At 53.8% G+C, this 15,205-nt stretch carries 17 protein-coding genes; 5 read left to right on the top strand and 12 right to left on the bottom strand.

Annotated elements, in window-relative coordinates:
- The first annotated feature begins 54 nt into the window (after positions 1–54).
- Complete coding sequence (locus CMQ96_RS10785) at positions 55–168, top strand: YceO family protein (RefSeq protein ID WP_004101037.1); 114 nt, start codon at positions 55–57, stop codon at positions 166–168.
- On the opposite strand, the gene CMQ96_RS10780 is transcribed toward CMQ96_RS10785, so the two are convergent.
- Positions 154–1,218 (bottom strand): rhodanese-related sulfurtransferase, encoded by a 1,065-nt coding sequence (locus CMQ96_RS10780; protein WP_004137233.1) that lies wholly within the window; start codon positions 1,216–1,218, stop codon positions 154–156. The genes CMQ96_RS10785 and CMQ96_RS10780 overlap by 15 nt on opposite strands.
- Before the next feature lie 209 nt (positions 1,219–1,427).
- Between CMQ96_RS10780 and CMQ96_RS10775 the strand changes: the two genes are divergently transcribed.
- The 3 genes from CMQ96_RS10775 (at position 1,428) to CMQ96_RS10760 (ending at position 4,240) form a co-directional block, all read left to right on the top strand.
- The gene (locus CMQ96_RS10775) at positions 1,428–2,348 is read left to right on the top strand and encodes a Kdo(2)-lipid IV(A) acyltransferase (RefSeq protein WP_004137234.1); all 921 of its coding nucleotides are present in this window, start codon (positions 1,428–1,430) and stop codon (positions 2,346–2,348) included.
- Between the two features lie 175 nt (positions 2,349–2,523).
- A complete protein-coding gene (gene mdtG / locus CMQ96_RS10765) occupies positions 2,524–3,774 on the top strand; it encodes a multidrug efflux MFS transporter MdtG (RefSeq protein WP_004137235.1) in 1,251 nt (416 codons plus the stop codon).
- A gap of 79 nt (positions 3,775–3,853) precedes the next feature.
- Positions 3,854–4,240: a MysB family protein gene (locus CMQ96_RS10760; RefSeq protein ID WP_004137236.1), complete on the top strand. Its 387-nt coding sequence runs from the start codon at positions 3,854–3,856 to the stop codon at positions 4,238–4,240.
- Here CMQ96_RS10760 and CMQ96_RS10755 read toward each other — a convergent pair whose 3' ends face one another.
- From CMQ96_RS10755 to mdoG, 3 genes are all read right to left on the bottom strand, one after another.
- A complete protein-coding gene (locus tag CMQ96_RS10755) occupies positions 4,241–4,468 on the bottom strand; it encodes a YceK/YidQ family lipoprotein (RefSeq protein WP_098066796.1) in 228 nt (75 codons plus the stop codon).
- Positions 4,469–4,534: 66 nt separating this feature from the next.
- On the bottom strand, positions 4,535–7,063 hold the full coding sequence (gene mdoH, locus CMQ96_RS10750) for a glucans biosynthesis glucosyltransferase MdoH (RefSeq protein WP_098066795.1): 2,529 nt from the start codon (positions 7,061–7,063) through the stop codon (positions 4,535–4,537).
- Positions 7,056–8,609 carry a glucans biosynthesis protein MdoG gene (gene mdoG / locus CMQ96_RS10745; RefSeq protein ID WP_098066794.1) on the bottom strand — a complete coding sequence of 518 codons (1,554 nt, stop codon included), beginning with the start codon at positions 8,607–8,609 and terminating at the stop codon, positions 7,056–7,058. The genes mdoH and mdoG overlap by 8 nt, the downstream gene beginning before the upstream one ends.
- 252 nt (positions 8,610–8,861) lie before the next feature.
- Between mdoG and mdoC the strand changes: the two genes are divergently transcribed.
- Complete coding sequence (gene mdoC / locus CMQ96_RS10740) at positions 8,862–10,022, top strand: glucans biosynthesis protein MdoC (protein WP_004137241.1); 1,161 nt, start codon at positions 8,862–8,864, stop codon at positions 10,020–10,022.
- Between the two features lie 36 nt (positions 10,023–10,058).
- Here mdoC and CMQ96_RS10735 read toward each other — a convergent pair whose 3' ends face one another.
- From CMQ96_RS10735 to CMQ96_RS28775, 8 genes are all read right to left on the bottom strand, one after another.
- Entirely contained in the window at positions 10,059–10,649 is a 591-nt protein-coding gene (locus tag CMQ96_RS10735) for a TetR/AcrR family transcriptional regulator (protein WP_024359559.1), read from the bottom strand.
- A gap of 46 nt (positions 10,650–10,695) precedes the next feature.
- On the bottom strand, positions 10,696–11,250 hold the full coding sequence (ymdB, locus tag CMQ96_RS10730) for an O-acetyl-ADP-ribose deacetylase (RefSeq protein ID WP_049085355.1): 555 nt from the start codon (positions 11,248–11,250) through the stop codon (positions 10,696–10,698).
- An 89-nt stretch (positions 11,251–11,339) separates the two neighbouring features.
- The gene (locus tag CMQ96_RS10725) at positions 11,340–11,645 is read right to left on the bottom strand and encodes a type 1 fimbrial protein (RefSeq protein ID WP_004871239.1); all 306 of its coding nucleotides are present in this window, start codon (positions 11,643–11,645) and stop codon (positions 11,340–11,342) included.
- Positions 11,646–11,946: 301 nt separating this feature from the next.
- Positions 11,947–12,429 (bottom strand): DUF1097 domain-containing protein, encoded by a 483-nt coding sequence (locus tag CMQ96_RS10720; protein ID WP_004871242.1) that lies wholly within the window; start codon positions 12,427–12,429, stop codon positions 11,947–11,949.
- Positions 12,430–12,532: 103 nt separating this feature from the next.
- Positions 12,533–13,087, bottom strand: a complete 555-nt coding sequence (locus CMQ96_RS10715; protein WP_004871244.1) for a molecular chaperone — start codon at positions 13,085–13,087, stop codon at positions 12,533–12,535.
- A 22-nt stretch (positions 13,088–13,109) separates the two neighbouring features.
- Positions 13,110–13,847, bottom strand: a complete 738-nt coding sequence (locus CMQ96_RS10710) for a phosphatase (RefSeq protein WP_049085353.1) — start codon at positions 13,845–13,847, stop codon at positions 13,110–13,112.
- Between the two features lie 84 nt (positions 13,848–13,931).
- Entirely contained in the window at positions 13,932–14,870 is a 939-nt protein-coding gene (ghrA, locus tag CMQ96_RS10705; protein ID WP_049103227.1) for a glyoxylate/hydroxypyruvate reductase GhrA, read from the bottom strand.
- A 64-nt stretch (positions 14,871–14,934) separates the two neighbouring features.
- Positions 14,935–15,205 (bottom strand): hypothetical protein (locus tag CMQ96_RS28775; protein WP_217993228.1); only part of this gene is annotated, 271 nt, incomplete at its 5' end.

Below are 15,205 nucleotides of genomic sequence, written 5' to 3'. Positions count from 1 at the left end.
CAGCCGAGCTAAAAAAACGGCCTCGCTTGAGGCCGTTATTGATTGAGAGAGATTATGCGTCGCCTGTTCGAATTACTGGTCAACAACGTCCGCGAACATTTTATGATTTATCTGGCGCTGTGGCTTCTGCTGGCGTTCATCGATCTTATCTGGTTATGGTTTTTCTGAAGGTTCAGGATCCGGGATCCCCAGCTTCGTATTCAGACGACCGCGAGATTTATTAAAGATCTTATTGCCATTTTCGCGTCCTGCGCGCAGTTTTCTCTGCTCCTCTTCCGGCAGCTTATGCTCTTCCATGCAGGCTTCGCTACAGCAGCCGGCGAATTTCTCCGCGCAGGAAGGGCACTGAATAAACAGCAGGTGGCAACCATCGTTCAGGCAATTGGTATGGCTGTCACAGGGTGCGCCGCACTGATGGCAATGGGCGATAACATCATCAGAGATACGCTCTCCCATACGCTCATCGAAAACAAAGTTCTTTCCGACAAAGCGAACCGGCAGTCCCTGTTCGCGCGCGCGCCGCGCGTACTCGATAATCCCACCCTCAATATGCGAGACTTTAGTGAAACCATTATGCTTCATCCAGGCGCTGGCTTTTTCACAGCGGATACCGCCGGTGCAGTACATGACGATATTTTTATCTTTATGTTCCTGCATCATCTCAACGGCCTTCGGCAACTGATCGCGAAAAGTATCTGCCGGGATCTCCAGCGCGTTCTCGAAATGGCCGACCTCATACTCGTAATGGTTGCGCATATCAATAAAGACCGCGTCCGGGTCGTCCAGCATCGCGTTAACTTCAGCGGCCTTCAGATAATCCCCCACGTCTGACGCATCGAACGTCGGATCGTCAATCCCATCCGCGACGATACGATCGCGCACCTTGAGACGCAGAACCCAGAAGGATTTCCCGTCATCATCCAGGGCGATATTCAGGCGCAGCCCGTTCAGAGCGGGGTCAAAACCGTATAAGAATTCGCGCAGCGCATCGACCCGGCTTTGCGGGACGCTAATTTGCGCGTTAATTCCTTCGTGAGCCAGATAAATTCGGCCAAAGACGTTCAGCTTAGTCAACGCAATCCACAGCGCATCGCGCGTGGCTTTTGGGTCGATAATAGTGAAATATTTGTAAAACGAGATCGTCGTGCGCGGCTCGGTCTCAGCCAACATTTGCGCCTTTAACGTCTCATTTGAAATGCGGTTATGTAACACTGGCATGGTGTACCTGCTCGGCATAGTCAATGAGTAAAATAAACGGCGGGCATCATATAGCAAACAGGCTTAATTTACATCCCCACATTTTACGCTACATTTTTCTCACCCAAATTTGCTCGCATTAACATTAAATGCCATCGACAGCCGGTATTTTGGCTGAAGCATAAAAAAATGCGATAATAGAACACGTTGCTTAATTGAACAGGTATGAGATGACCCATTTACCTAAATTTTCCGCAGCGTTGCTGCACCCGCGTTATTGGTTGCTTTGGTTCGGAATCGGTCTGCTCTGGTTAGTTGTACAGCTTCCTTATCCGGTGATTTACCGGCTCGGAACCGGTCTTGGCCACCTTGCAAGACGGCTGATGAAGCGGCGGGCAAAAATAGCTTATCGTAATCTGGAACTCTGTTTTCCTGATAAGAGCGAGCAAGAGCGTCACCGGATGGTGGTGGCAAACTTTGAATCCGTCGGCATGGGGTTGTTGGAAACCGGTATGGCCTGGTTCTGGCCAACAAAGCGTATTGCACGCTGGACTGACTCTATTGGCGTCGAGCATATCCGGGACGTACAGGCGCAAAAGCGCGGTATTTTACTGATTGGCATTCATTTCCTGACGCTGGAGATGGGCGCGCGCATGTTCGGTATCAATGAACCGGGCATTGGCGTCTATCGCCCAAACGATAACCCGGTTATCGACTGGCTGCAGACCTGGGGACGCCTGCGCTCCAACAAAGACATGATCGATCGTAAGGATCTCAAAGGCATGATCCGCGCGCTGAAAAAGGGCGAAGTGATCTGGTACGCGCCGGACCATGACTATGGCCCCTCCGCCAGCGTATTTGTGCCGTTTTTCGCCGTTGACCAGGCCGCGACAACTTCGGGCACCTGGATGCTGGCAAAGATGTCTAAAGCCTGCGTTGTGCCGTTCGTGCCCCGCCGTAAACCCGACGGAAAAGGCTATGAGCTGATTATCCTGCCGCCGGAGTGCGATCCGCCGCTGGACGATGCGGAGACGACCGCCGTCTGGATGAATAAAGTGGTCGAGAAGTGCATATTAATGGCGCCGGAACAGTATATGTGGATGCATCGCCGCTTTAAAACGCGTCCTGAAGGCATTCCTTCTCGTTACTAGCGCTCTCTCCGCGCTCAGTCGCGCGGCGATCCCGCATTCGAATACGGATGCGGGGTCAATTCCCTTCCTTTAGCTTTAAAAGCTCCCCTGCATTGCGGCAATCATTTCTCAGGCGCATAATTAGTGTGCTCATATTTTCAATTATTTGACCTGCGCTGCAGGCCAGTGGAATCCTATGCCGTCTGCTGATACCCCCATTAACTGGAAACGCAATCTTACCGTCACCTGGCTCGGCTGTTTTTTAACCGGCGCCGCCTTTAGCCTGGTGATGCCGTTTCTCCCGCTTTACGTCGAACAACTCGGCGTAACCGGCCATAGCGCCCTCAATATGTGGTCAGGTCTGGTTTTCAGCGTCACTTTTTTATTTTCAGCCGTCGCCTCCCCCTTCTGGGGCGGCCTTGCCGATCGTAAAGGGCGTAAAATTATGCTATTGCGCTCGGCCCTTGGTATGGCAATCGTCATGCTGCTAATGGGCCTGGCGCAGAATATCTGGCAATTTCTGATCCTGCGCGCGCTGTTAGGCCTGCTCGGCGGATTTATTCCCAACGCCAATGCCCTGATAGCGACGCAAATCCCCCGCCATAAGAGCGGCTGGGCGCTGGGGACGCTGTCTACGGGGGCCGTCAGCGGCGCGCTGCTGGGGCCGCTGGCCGGCGGCTTCCTGGCCGATCACTGGGGATTGCGTACCGTCTTCTTTATGACCGCAAGCGTCCTGTTTATTTGTTTCTTATTTACCCTTTTTCTCATCCGCGAGAATTTTGTCGCGGTCAGTAAAAAAGAGATGCTCAGCGCGAAAGACGTTTTCTCGTCGCTTAAAAATCCGAAGCTGGTGCTGAGCCTGTTTGTCACTTCATTGATTATCCAGGTTGCGACCGGCTCGATTGCTCCAATTCTGACGCTATACGTGCGCGATCTGGCAGGCAACGTGAGTGATATTGCGTTCATCAGCGGCATGATCGCTTCAGTCCCTGGTATTGCCGCTCTGCTTAGCGCGCCTCGTCTCGGGAAACTCGGCGACCGCATCGGCCCGGAAAAAATCCTCATCGTCGCGCTGGTGATTTCCGTCTTGCTTCTGATACCGATGTCGTTCGTCCAGACGCCGCTGCAGCTGGGGATCCTGCGCTTCCTGTTAGGCGCCGCCGACGGCGCGCTGCTGCCCGCCGTACAAACCCTGCTGGTGTATAACTCCACCAGCCAAATCTCGGGCAGAATCTTCAGCTATAACCAGTCGTTCCGCGATATCGGCAACGTTACGGGACCGCTTATCGGCGCGTCGGTTTCCGCCAATTACGGCTTCCGGGCGGTCTTTCTAGTCACCGCCGGTGTGGTCCTGTTCAACGCGGTCTACTCGACCCTGACCCTTGGCCGTTCTCGCCGCCCTCAAGCAACCGACAATACGGGTTCCGGCACGCATTCGGTAAATTAATGCCCCATCCTTGACGCATCGCCAACCGCCTTCTATAGATTGAATCGTATTCATTTCTATTCATCTTAGGAGGTTAGCCATGCCAAAGGATTCGATGTTCTATGCCACGCTTGAAGAAGCAATCGATGCCGCCCGCGAGGAGTTTCTGGCTAATAATCCCGATAGCGACGAAGAGAGCGCCAGCATCGAGCAATTAAATATTCAGAAGTATGTACTCCAGGACGGCGATATTGCCTGGCAGGCAGAATTTTTTGCCGACGAGGATGAACAGGGCGAATGCCTGCCTGTCCTCAGCGGTCAGGCAGCGCAAAGCGTGTTTGATGGCGATTATGATGAGATTGAGCTTCGCCAGGAGTGGCTGGAAGAAAATACGCTGCACGAATGGGATGAAGGCGAATTTCAGCTTGAACCCTCGCTTGATACCGAAGAGGGCCAGGCCGCAGCCGATGAATGGGATGAACGCTAATTAGTTATAAGGGCCATGACTGGCGTCAAGCGGCAGCAGTAGCGTATCAAACACCAGTGAAAAGGGCTGGTCGAGAATGGTGATATAGCGCCATGAGGAATCGCGGACATCCCACTGAACGCCGGGATAGTACTGGTTTCCATGCCCCTGCCCAGGCACCGTGCGACTGATAATACTACCACAGCCGCTGATAAGCAGCGTCATTGCGATAACCAGTAAAACTCTCATCAACAACCTCGATTCTCAGATAAAAAAATACCGGCGCCATTGCCGGTATTTTCCTTTACCTACGGCTTACTTCGTTTTTAACGCCAGCGGATTCAGCGTCAACTGCTGATAGGCGCCTACCCACGAAGAGTATTTCTCCGGCGCGGCCCACACGCGATAGTGCAACCGTGACATGGTGACCGGGTCGCTCAGCAATACCAGACGACGGTCGCGGTTGAGCTTATCCGGCGTCTCGTTCAGCGCCTGTTCAACGTGGCGCTCGCGTGCGATATCCAGAATATGCCCATGGCGGTGACGCGCGGTAGCCATCGCCGTTGCCAGCGCGTTAAACGACGGATTAAATACCGCATGCATAAAACCGTCTTCCAGAGAACGCTGACGGTTGAGCGTCAGGTAAGCATCGGTATCTTTAAGCACCTGCGGCGGCGAATACTCTTCCGGGATCAGGAACAGCTTCCAGCGCTTGGTGCGCAGGCCAATGGTCGCGCGGCTGGAAATGGCCGACACGAACGGAGACAGAATCAGCGAGACCACGATCGGCGCCAGCCAGAACAGGAAACGCAGATCCAGCCACGCCATGCCCACCGCCCAAACCAGCCCCAACAGCATCTGCGAGCCGTGACGCATGAACGCTTCGCCCCACGGCGTAGAGTCGTCATCACGCTGCGGCGAGTTCCACACCACTTCCCAGCCGAGGAACGCGCTGACCACAAATACGGTGTGGAACAGCATGCGTACCGGCGCCAGCAGCACCGAAAAGAGCACCTCCAGCAGCAGAGAAAGGGTCACACGGATAAAGCCGCCGTACTCTTTTGGCCCTTTACACCACACCAGAATAATACTCAGCAGCTTCGGCAGGAACAGCAGCACCATGGTTGAAGCGAACAGGGCGATAGCCAGCTCCGGGCGCCACTGTGGCCAGACCGGGAACAGCTGACGCGGCTGCAAAAAGTACTGCGGCTCGGTCAACGCATGCACCACCTGCAGGGCAGTTGAGAGCGCCAGGAACATGAACCACAGCGGCGCCGACAGGTATGACATCACGCCGGTCAGGAATACCGCGCGGTGAACTGGGTGCATCCCTTTGACCAGGAACAGGCGGAAGTTCATCAGGTTCCCCTGACACCAGCGACGATCGCGCTTCAGCTCGTCAAGCAGGTTCGGCGGCAGCTCTTCATAAGAACCAGGGAGATCGTAAGCAATCCACACCCCCCATCCGGCGCGGCGCATCAATGCCGCTTCCACGAAGTCATGCGACAGGATGGAACCTGCGAAGTTACCCTCACCCGGCAGCGGCGCGAGAGCACAGTGCTCAATAAACGGTTTGACCCGGATAATGGCGTTGTGTCCCCAGTAGTGCGACTCGCCCAGCTGCCAGAAATGCAGACCGGCGGTAAACAGCGGACCATAGACGCGGGTGGCAAACTGCTGACAGCGCGCATAAAGCGTATCCATGCCCGATGCGCGCGGCGATGACTGGATGATGCCGGCATTCGGGTTCGCTTCCATCAGGCGCACCAGGCCGCTCAGGCACTCACCGCTCATCACGGAGTCGGCATCCAGCACCACCATATAGCTATACTGGCTACCCCAACGACGGCAGAAGTCATCAATGTTGCCGCTTTTGCGCTTCACGCGGCGGCGGCGCCGGCGATAGAAGATCTGCCCTTCGCCCTGAACTTCGGCAATCAGCTCCATCCACGCTTTTTGCTCCGCCACGCAGATGTCCGGGTTGTAGCTATCGCTCAGGATATAGACATCAAAGTGCTCGGCGTTGCCGCTGGCCTTTACCGATTCCCAGGTCGCACGCAGACCCGCGAATACGCGGTCAACGTCTTCGTTGCAGATCGGCATAATCAGCGCCGTGCGATGCTCCGGATTCAACGGCTCATCACCGACGGTCGAGGCTGAGATACTGTACTTGTCGCGCCCGATCAGCAGCTGCAGGAAGCCCATCAGCGCGGTCCAGAATCCCGCGGAAACCCAGCAAAAAAGTACGGCGAACAGAATCAGGATCCCCGACTGCAGCACATACGGCAGCAGCTGCATAAAGGATACCCATAGATTCTGCCCCACCATATCGGCAGGGTTAATCAGCGCCCAGCCCTGGTAGGGCAAAATGGTTTTCATGTACCAGGTCGCCACAACGGTCTGCGCCAGCGTCAGCAGCAGCAGAATATAGCGGCGGATAGAGCCGACGGTACGCCATTTTTGCTCACTCTCCTGCTCTTCTTTGCTCAGGCGAGAAAGATAGCGCGGAGTCACATCGCGTCCGCGCAGCCGATCCCAGAAACGACCGACAGGGTTGGTACGCCAGGGGTCAGGAAACATAGAGGAGCGTTTTGCTTTCGGCATGGCGTTCAGCTGAGTGCGCCCTTCGTCATCCTTAACCAGCTGGTTACCGGCCAGTGAATCAGGCCAGCTATGCTCCAGCCGCGATTTCACCGACCCCAGCGGGGCGTCGTCTTCGCGTTTAAAAACGTGATGTTCAGCGTCCAGTGCTTCATGTACGGCCTGCAGGCTTACGTCAGGTAACGCGCTTTTTTCTGCATCCGACAGCGGCAATGCGTCGATGTACTTCGTTATCTTATTCATTGGCAGGCAGCTGATAGCTCCAGGTTTCGCTCAGCGTCTGGTCGGTGTTGACCAGCGCAGCGCGCATATCCGTGGTTTTCTTAGGATCTTTCACTTTGACGCGCAGGATCATACGCCAGCCCTTAGTTACCGGGTTGTAGCGCACGGTATTTTCGACGATTTCAGCGTTATCACCGATGCTTGCCTGCGCGGTTACCGGAGTATCTGCGGGCAGCTTTTTCATCTCAGCGCCGGTGAAATCAACAATAAAGGCAATGGTGCCATCAGGCTGGCGAATCAGGTTCGATTGTTTGACATCGCCGGTAGAGCGGCGGGTCTGCATCACGTAGGCGTTATCCGGCGCATGCAGCTTGTCTTCGTCACGGCTGAAAGTGATGGTGTATTTGAAGTTCATCTCTTTGCCGGGTTCCGGCAGCTGATCCGGCGTCCAGTAGGTCACGATGTTATCGTTGGTTTCATCGTTGGTCGGGATTTCAACCAGTTCGATTTTCCCTTTACCCCAATCCCCTTTCGGCGTAATCCACGCGCTTGGGCGCAGATCGTAGCGGTCGTCGAGATCTTCAAAACGCGAGAACTGGCGGCCGCGCTGCAGCAGGCCAAACCCCTGCGGGTTTTCCATTGCGTAGCTGCTGACGGCGAGGTGTTTCGGGTTATTCAGCGGACGCCAGATCCACTCGCCGTTACCGGCAAGGATCGAAAGCCCGTTGGAATCGTGCAGCGCTGGACGATAGTTGGTGGTCGGAGACGGCTGATGCGGCCCAAACAGGAACATACTGGTCAACGGAGCCACGCCCAGCTTACCGACTTTGTCACGCAGATAGACCTTAGACTGCACGTCCACCACGGTATCGCGGCCGGGCATGATCACAAAACGATAGGCGCCGGTTGCGCGCGGGGAATCAAGCAGCGCATAAATCGTCAGACGTTTATCGGTAGCTTTAGGACGCTCAATCCAGAATTCACGAAAACGCGGGAACTCTTCTCCGGACGGCAGTGCGGTATCAATCGCCAGCCCACGGGCAGAAAGCCCGTATACCTGACCCTGGCCGAGCACGCGGAAGTAGCTGGCTCCGAGCATGCTGACAATCTCATCGTTCTTATCTTTGCTGTTGATCGGATACAGGACCTTGAAGCCCGCAAAGCCGAGGTCTTTAACCGAGTCTTTATCGTGCTGCACGTTGCCAAAATTAAAATAGTCCGGGTTGTATTTAATTTTACGTACGCTGGTTGCCGTCACTTCATTAATGGTGACCGGCGTATCGAAATACATCCCCTGGTGATAAAACTCGAGCTTGAACGGGCTTTTCAGATTATTCCAATAAGCTTTGTCGTGATTAAACTGAATTTGCTGATAGTCCGCATACTTCATGTCGCGGAAGGCAGAGGGCAGGTTACTTTTAGGCGCTTCAAAGCTTTTGCCGGCTAACGTTTGTGCCTCTTTTGCGACGTCATCAATGCTGAATGCCCATGCAGATGAAGTACACAGGGACAACATTACGGCTGCGCTTAACCAACGCATTTTCATCATCTGTGGTTTATGTTTCATATAAGTAAGCACTTCCCCCTTTGTGTGCTTAAATCGATCCGATCTATTTTAATGGAAACTCAGGCATTCCGACAACATAATCCCTGCATTGTTCGGCATTGCGGCACAGGGAATACACAGTTCACTGGCCCGATTGCACTTTGCGTGCTTATCCTGGAGACAGTTAACCAGAGTTCATGTAGGGTTGCAGAGAATTTAAACGTTATCACGTTGAGTGATAAGACGAATTGTCTGAGAATGTAGTGATATTGTATGAATAATACTCCGGTACAGCGTGAATATTTTTTCGATAGCATCCGCGCCTGGCTGATGCTATTGGGTATCCCTTTTCACATTTCGCTCATTTACTCCAGCCATAGCTGGCATGTGAACAGCGCCGAGCCCTCCTGGTGGCTGACGTTGTTTAACGACTTCATCCATGCCTTTCGCATGCAGGTCTTCTTTGTGATTTCCGGCTATTTTTCCTACATGCTTTTTCTGCGCTATCCGCTGAAGAAGTGGTGGAAAGTCCGCGTTGAGCGTGTCGGTATTCCCATGTTAACCGCGATCCCCCTCCTGACCCTACCGCAGTTTATTATGCTGCAGTACGTCAACGGTAAGGCGGATAACTGGCACACCCTTTCCGGCTATGACAAATTCAACACCCTCGCCTGGGAGCTGATTTCCCATCTGTGGTTTTTATTAGTGCTGGTGGTTCTGACGTCGCTGGGCGTAGTAATGTTTAAATGGCTGACGCGCCCGCGTTCTGCCGCTGCGCCAACCTTTGGTGACACCGTCACATTAGGCCAGCTGTCGATGATTTTTCTCGCGCTGGGCGTGCTGTATGCGGTTATTCGCCGCACCATTTTTATCCTCTACCCACCCATTCTGAGCAATGGCCTGTTCAACTTTATCGTGATGCAGACGCTGTTCTATCTGCCTTTCTTTATCCTCGGTGCCCAGACGTTTATTAACGCGCGGCTGAAAACGATGTTTACGACCCCATCGCCATGGTGCTTTGCGGCGGCTTTACTCGGATTTATCGCCTACCGGTTGAATCAGCAGTACGGCTCTGGCGACGGCTGGATGTATGAGACGGAGTATGTGATTACCATGGTGTTGGGGCTATGGATGGTCAACGTGGTCTTTTCGCTTGGCCACCGTTTGTTGAATTTCCAGTCAGCGCGGGTGACCTATTTCGTCAACGCATCGCTATTTATCTACCTGGTGCACCACCCGCTGACCCTGCTCTACGGAGCGTGGATAGCACCGGTCATTAAATCGAATACCCTTGGGTTTATAACCGGGCTGGTTTTTGTGGTCGGGATTGCTCTGGTGCTGTATGAAATCCATCTGCGGATACCGCTGTTGCGCTTTCTTTTCTCCGGAAAATTCCAGCAAAAGACGGCTAAGCCGCAAATATCCGCTAGTTAAAACAGCAAGCTGCTGTGTGGAACGCACATAGCAGCGCTATTTTTGTGTAAACAGCAGCTGAAAAACATCGCGGTACAGGTTTTCCATCGCCGCTTTATCTACCGTCGGAGTCGTCGCAAAGTCGCAACGATAGGCCGATCCTTCGGTTAATATCGCGATAAATTCGCAGGCGAGGCTAATTTTCTCTGCGGACATCTCAGGGTGATAGTGCCGGGTTAGTCGCCCGCCCTCCTCTTTCAGGCGGCGATCGGCCTGGTTCATAATTTCACGCAGGCGCGGATTTCGGGACGCCTCGGCGTTAATTTCCATCAGCAGATAATTATCGCTTTTTGTAGAGCCGGTCACTGGGATCGCGCCGGCTAATACGGACGCCATACGGGCTAAATCATGATTCCCGGCAACGATTTCTCCCACTCTGGCATTCACGATCTCACTGACGATGACTTCAACGATCTCTTCTTTGCTGGCGAAGATGCGATATAGCTGGCCTACGCTAAGACCAGCCTGACGCGCAATATCCGCTACGGAGGCGCCGTGCAGGCCCTTTTCCGCAAAACATTTCTGCGCCGCGGCAACGATTTCCATCCGCCGAAGCCGTTGTTTTTGTAGAACCTTCCCTTCAGCCACCGATAACTCTCCCGTTATGATAATTTCCAGCGTTCCCAGGAAACTATCATATCTTATTCTGATGCCCGAGTTGCGCGCGACTTGCCTCAAGTAATCGCGTATAGATGCCGGCGGTTTCGGCATCAAAGCAAACGAAACACACGCGTTCCAGCGGGTTATAGCGCGTGAGGAAGGCATTTACCGTCCGTACGGCTATCTCCGCAGCGGCCTCTTTAGGGTAGCCATAAACGCCGGTGCTGATAGCAGGAAATGCAATAGAACGATAATTGTTTGCCGAAGCCAGCAGCAGGCTATTTTTATAGGCGTCAGCCAGCAACTCCGCCTCTTGTCTGTCACCGCCGTGCCAGATGGGTCCAACGGCGTGAATAACCGCGCTGGCGGGCAAATTTCCTGCCGCCGTAATCACTGCATGACCGGGCGGACACTCACCCTGCTGTTGCCGCACCACTTTACAGGCAGCCAGCAGTTCTGGCCCTGCCGCGCGGTGAATCGCGCCGTCCACGCCGCCACCGCCAAGCAGCGACGGGTTTGCCGCATTGACGATAACCTCGACCGCAAGCGTTGTAATATCGCCGAGAACAACCTCAGGTTGAACAGCCATTTCTCCTCCTGTCGGCATACGTCTTCAAATGAATACATGAGGATAATATGGCACGATAGCCCCCGGGACGAAAGTCTGGGGGCAGAGGGTTACCGATACTCAACATCCAGAATAGCGAGGGTCCGTTGCGGGTTAATATATCTTAATTGCGCAGAACGGATATTTTCGTTGTGTATATTCCCTTTCTCAAGCTGTTGAGCAGAAATTTTAATCGCTTCCGCCCTCGGGCAATCCATAATAATCTGGTTATTTATAGTACTAAGCTGACAGGGCGCTTCCACCACCCGCCCGTAAAAATGAATGACGCCGGCCACGGTCTTTTCCGCGAGCACGGGGCTAACAAAACAGGGTAAAATAAACAGAGCGGCAAGTGGCGCATATTTGATTTTTTTCATTATAAAACTCCTCTGCATATCGGTATAGCGACTGAAAAGCACCAGCCATCCATGAGTGCATCGGGTTATATTTTTTTACTTCAAGTTAATTATATTAACAATTTAAAAACAAAATACATCATCCGTTAGAATCTGATAACAAAATCGATTCACTGACTTTCGGTGCAGTTAAAACATTTGATATATAAGGAAAAATAGAATACAGGGGGGAGATTAACGACGGGGTAAACCTGGCGCCAAAAACGGCAAAAGAGCCCGCAGGGCCCTTTTGTGATGTCAACGGGGATACATTAAAAAACGATCAGCTGCTTTGGTTAGCAAGAGGTTTATTTTTCTCAGCCCGGGTCGCCAGCCACAGACCGCTATTTTTCATAGCGTAGCCAAATACCAGACCCAGCGCGAGTGAAGGCACAACCAAACGCCAGTCGCCGCTGCCGGCAAACGTCGCACACGCGCCAATAAAAGTTCCCGGCACAAAAGAGAGCATCAGCTGACGCGCCTGAATGCACATCAAAAACGCCACGATGCCGGTCATGATATAGCTGACAATTTCCAGCTGCGGCGCCAGCGCGCTGCCGTGAATAATCACCAGCGCCCACACAACGCCGCTCATGACCGTACAGGTTGAAATGAACAGCCCTTTTAACCCACCTTGCGGACAGGCAAAGTAAGCCGTACAGCCGAGGAACCCCGCCCAGCTCAGCAGACCCAATGCGACCGCCACCCATCCCCAGATACCGGAGAGAATGCCCGTCGTTAATGCGATTGCGAAGAGTATGTTCATGGCGCGTATCATAACAGAAACGCGCCCGTCAAATGCGACACAGAGCACACTAAATGAAATTAAAAATATTGCGTTGCATTTAAATTGTGATGTAAATCACAAATTATTGTTCATTTTCTTCCTGCAGTTCATCCCACATAGCGGAGACCGCTTCGCGAGTCAGCGGGGCCATCGTACGCCAGAACGGCGTGGTGGCATGCGCTTCAACTTTGCCCAGGAACTCACCGCACCACGGCAGGATATATTCCGCGAATAGGGTTTCCAGAACTTCGCTTTCCTCTTCCGCCGCGTGATCTTCCAGCCAGGAAGCGGCCAGCAGCAAGGAGCCGAAATGATCCGCCGCCCCCTCCCCCGTAGGTACGCCATGTGCGGTGAGGAAACCACGGACTTCAGCTTCCGTAGCGCCGTCAACCCATGCGCTACGGTAAGGCGCGACGCGGCACTCTTCACCGACAAACAGCACGTTGTATTCGGCGGCCAGCGACTGCATATCACAGCTTTTTTGCAGGCGCTCCAACAGTTCATCCTGCTCCAGCGGCCAGCTCGCCGCCAGCTTCCCTTCGCGGATAAGGGTAAAGAGCGGAACCAGCAGCGGGTCCTGCGGCTGACGATAATAGAGAGAGCCCAGCACGCGGCAGAGGATTGAAAACTCGTTCATTCATTTATTCCAGTTATTCACATTAAAGTTCAGCCAGCTCAGGAATCGCAGGCATGCCGCGCGATTCAAGAAAATTAAGCAGACGCCGGGGCGTTACGTTAAGAATTCGCTCTTCCGGAAAACCGACGGCATCAAGAATTTTTCGGCATTCGCTAAATTCACCGAGCGTAAATGCCGTATGGGAATCCGAGCCCAGCGCCACCCAGCCACCGGCATCGCGTACGGCCGCCGCAACGGCGCGGCAGTTATCTTCGCTGCCGATACGCGACGAGACAAAAGAGGAGTTATTGATTTCCAACGCCACATGGTGCTTCGCCGCGGCGGCGGCAATGGCCGGGATGTCAACGGGAAATTTAGGGTTACCCGGATGGCTAATGATATGCACCGCGCCGCTCGCTATCGTGGCGATCATCGCTTCTGTATGCGTCGCTTTGTCCTGCGGAGGGAATACCGGCTCGTGAAAACCGGCGATAATCAGGTCCAGCGAGTTGAGCATCGGGCCGGTACAGTCGATTTCGCCCTGGGTATTTTTGATATTGGCTTCGATACCGCGCAGAATGCCAACGCCATCCACCAGCCGCGGCCAGATACGCATATTAATAAAATGCCAGTAATGCGGCGCATCGGCCATATCGGGCCCGTGGTCGGTAATAGCAAAGAGTTTGATCCCCTTGCGCTTTGCTTGCGCAATATAGTCGTGCAGGGTGCTGTAAGCGTGGGTACTGGCGACGGTATGCATGTGCAGGTCAACAGGATACATCACAATCTCCTTCTCTGTTTGTGGCAAGAATAGCAGGAATCTGCGCCCATGATCAGCAAAACCCCGCTCAGGCGGGGCTATCGCTTAGTATCCCAGCTGGCGATTGACCTGCCCGCTGACCGTTTCGCCCCGTTCTAACTGAGCAATGGTTTTAGCGATATAAGCGATGGCTTCCAGAGGCCGGGTGACGGCAGCAATATGCGGCGTCATCGCCACTCGCGGGTGCCGCCAAAGCGGGCTCTCTTCCGGCAGCGGTTCGCGGCTGAACACATCCAGCATCGCCCCTTTTAACTTGCCGCTATCCAGCGCGACCAGCAGATCGTCTTCCACCACATGAACCCCGCGAGCGAGATTCAGCACATAGCTATTATCCGGCAGCTGCGCCAGGCGCGCGCTATTAATAATGCCAACGGTTTCCGCCGTGTTGGGTAGCAGGTTAATCAGCACTCGCGTACCGTTCAGGAAATCCCCCAGCTCGGCTTCCCCCGCAAAGCTCGTTACCTGAGGCCAGGATTTGCGGCTACGGCTCCAGACGCGTAGCGGAAACCCCCAGCTTTGCAGGCTTTCTGCCACTTTCGCGCCCAGTACTCCCGCCCCCATAATGCCGATGGTGAAGTCCTCGCGCTGATACTCCTCCAGCGGCTGCCACCGCGCCTCCTGTTTTAAGGCCTGATAGTCATCAAAACGACGGAACCAGTGCAGCACCTGGCTCACCGCATACTCTTGCATCTGCAGACCCATGCCGGTGTCTTCCAGACGGAACAGCGGCGTAGACAGCGGCAGCATTTCCGGGTTTTCCCGCAGTTTACTTAGAATTGAATCAACGCCGGCGCCAAGGGCAAAGACGGCTTTAAGTTCGCGGCCTTGCAGCATTTCAACCGGCGGATGCCAGACCAGCGCATAGTCCGCGGGTTGATTATCACCGGATTTCCATTCGCGGACTCGCGAGCCGGGGAGCTGTTTTTCCAGCTCCGCAATCCAGAAAGGGGTGTCGAACGTCGGGTGGTAAAAGATGATATCCATAAGGGCTCCTGACAGCTGACGCTATCGGCAGGTTAGGCTAGCGTCGCGTTTTACTCGTTGTTTTCTATTGGTTTGCCAGCATAGCAAATTTCGTCAGGCGAGCGTGTGAAAAAGGGAATGGCGACAAAAAAATCGATTCTCGCGCATTTAGAGAGCAAGTTGCTTGAAGTTTGGCTAAACGGGCGATTTTTTTAAAAAGTTGATTGACGGGAGATACGTATTTCCCTAAATTAGCGCCCGTTCCCGGCAGCAACGGGAAAAACAATATGGTGAGGTGTCCGAGTGGCTGAAGGAGCACGCCTGGAAAGTGTGTATACGGCAACGTATCGGGGGTT

This window comes from Klebsiella sp. MBT K-1, from assembly GCF_002556465.1.
In the GTDB taxonomy this organism is placed as follows: Bacteria; Pseudomonadota; Gammaproteobacteria; order Enterobacterales; family Enterobacteriaceae; genus Klebsiella; species Klebsiella grimontii.
This window is presented reverse-complemented; position numbering and strand designations above follow the sequence as displayed.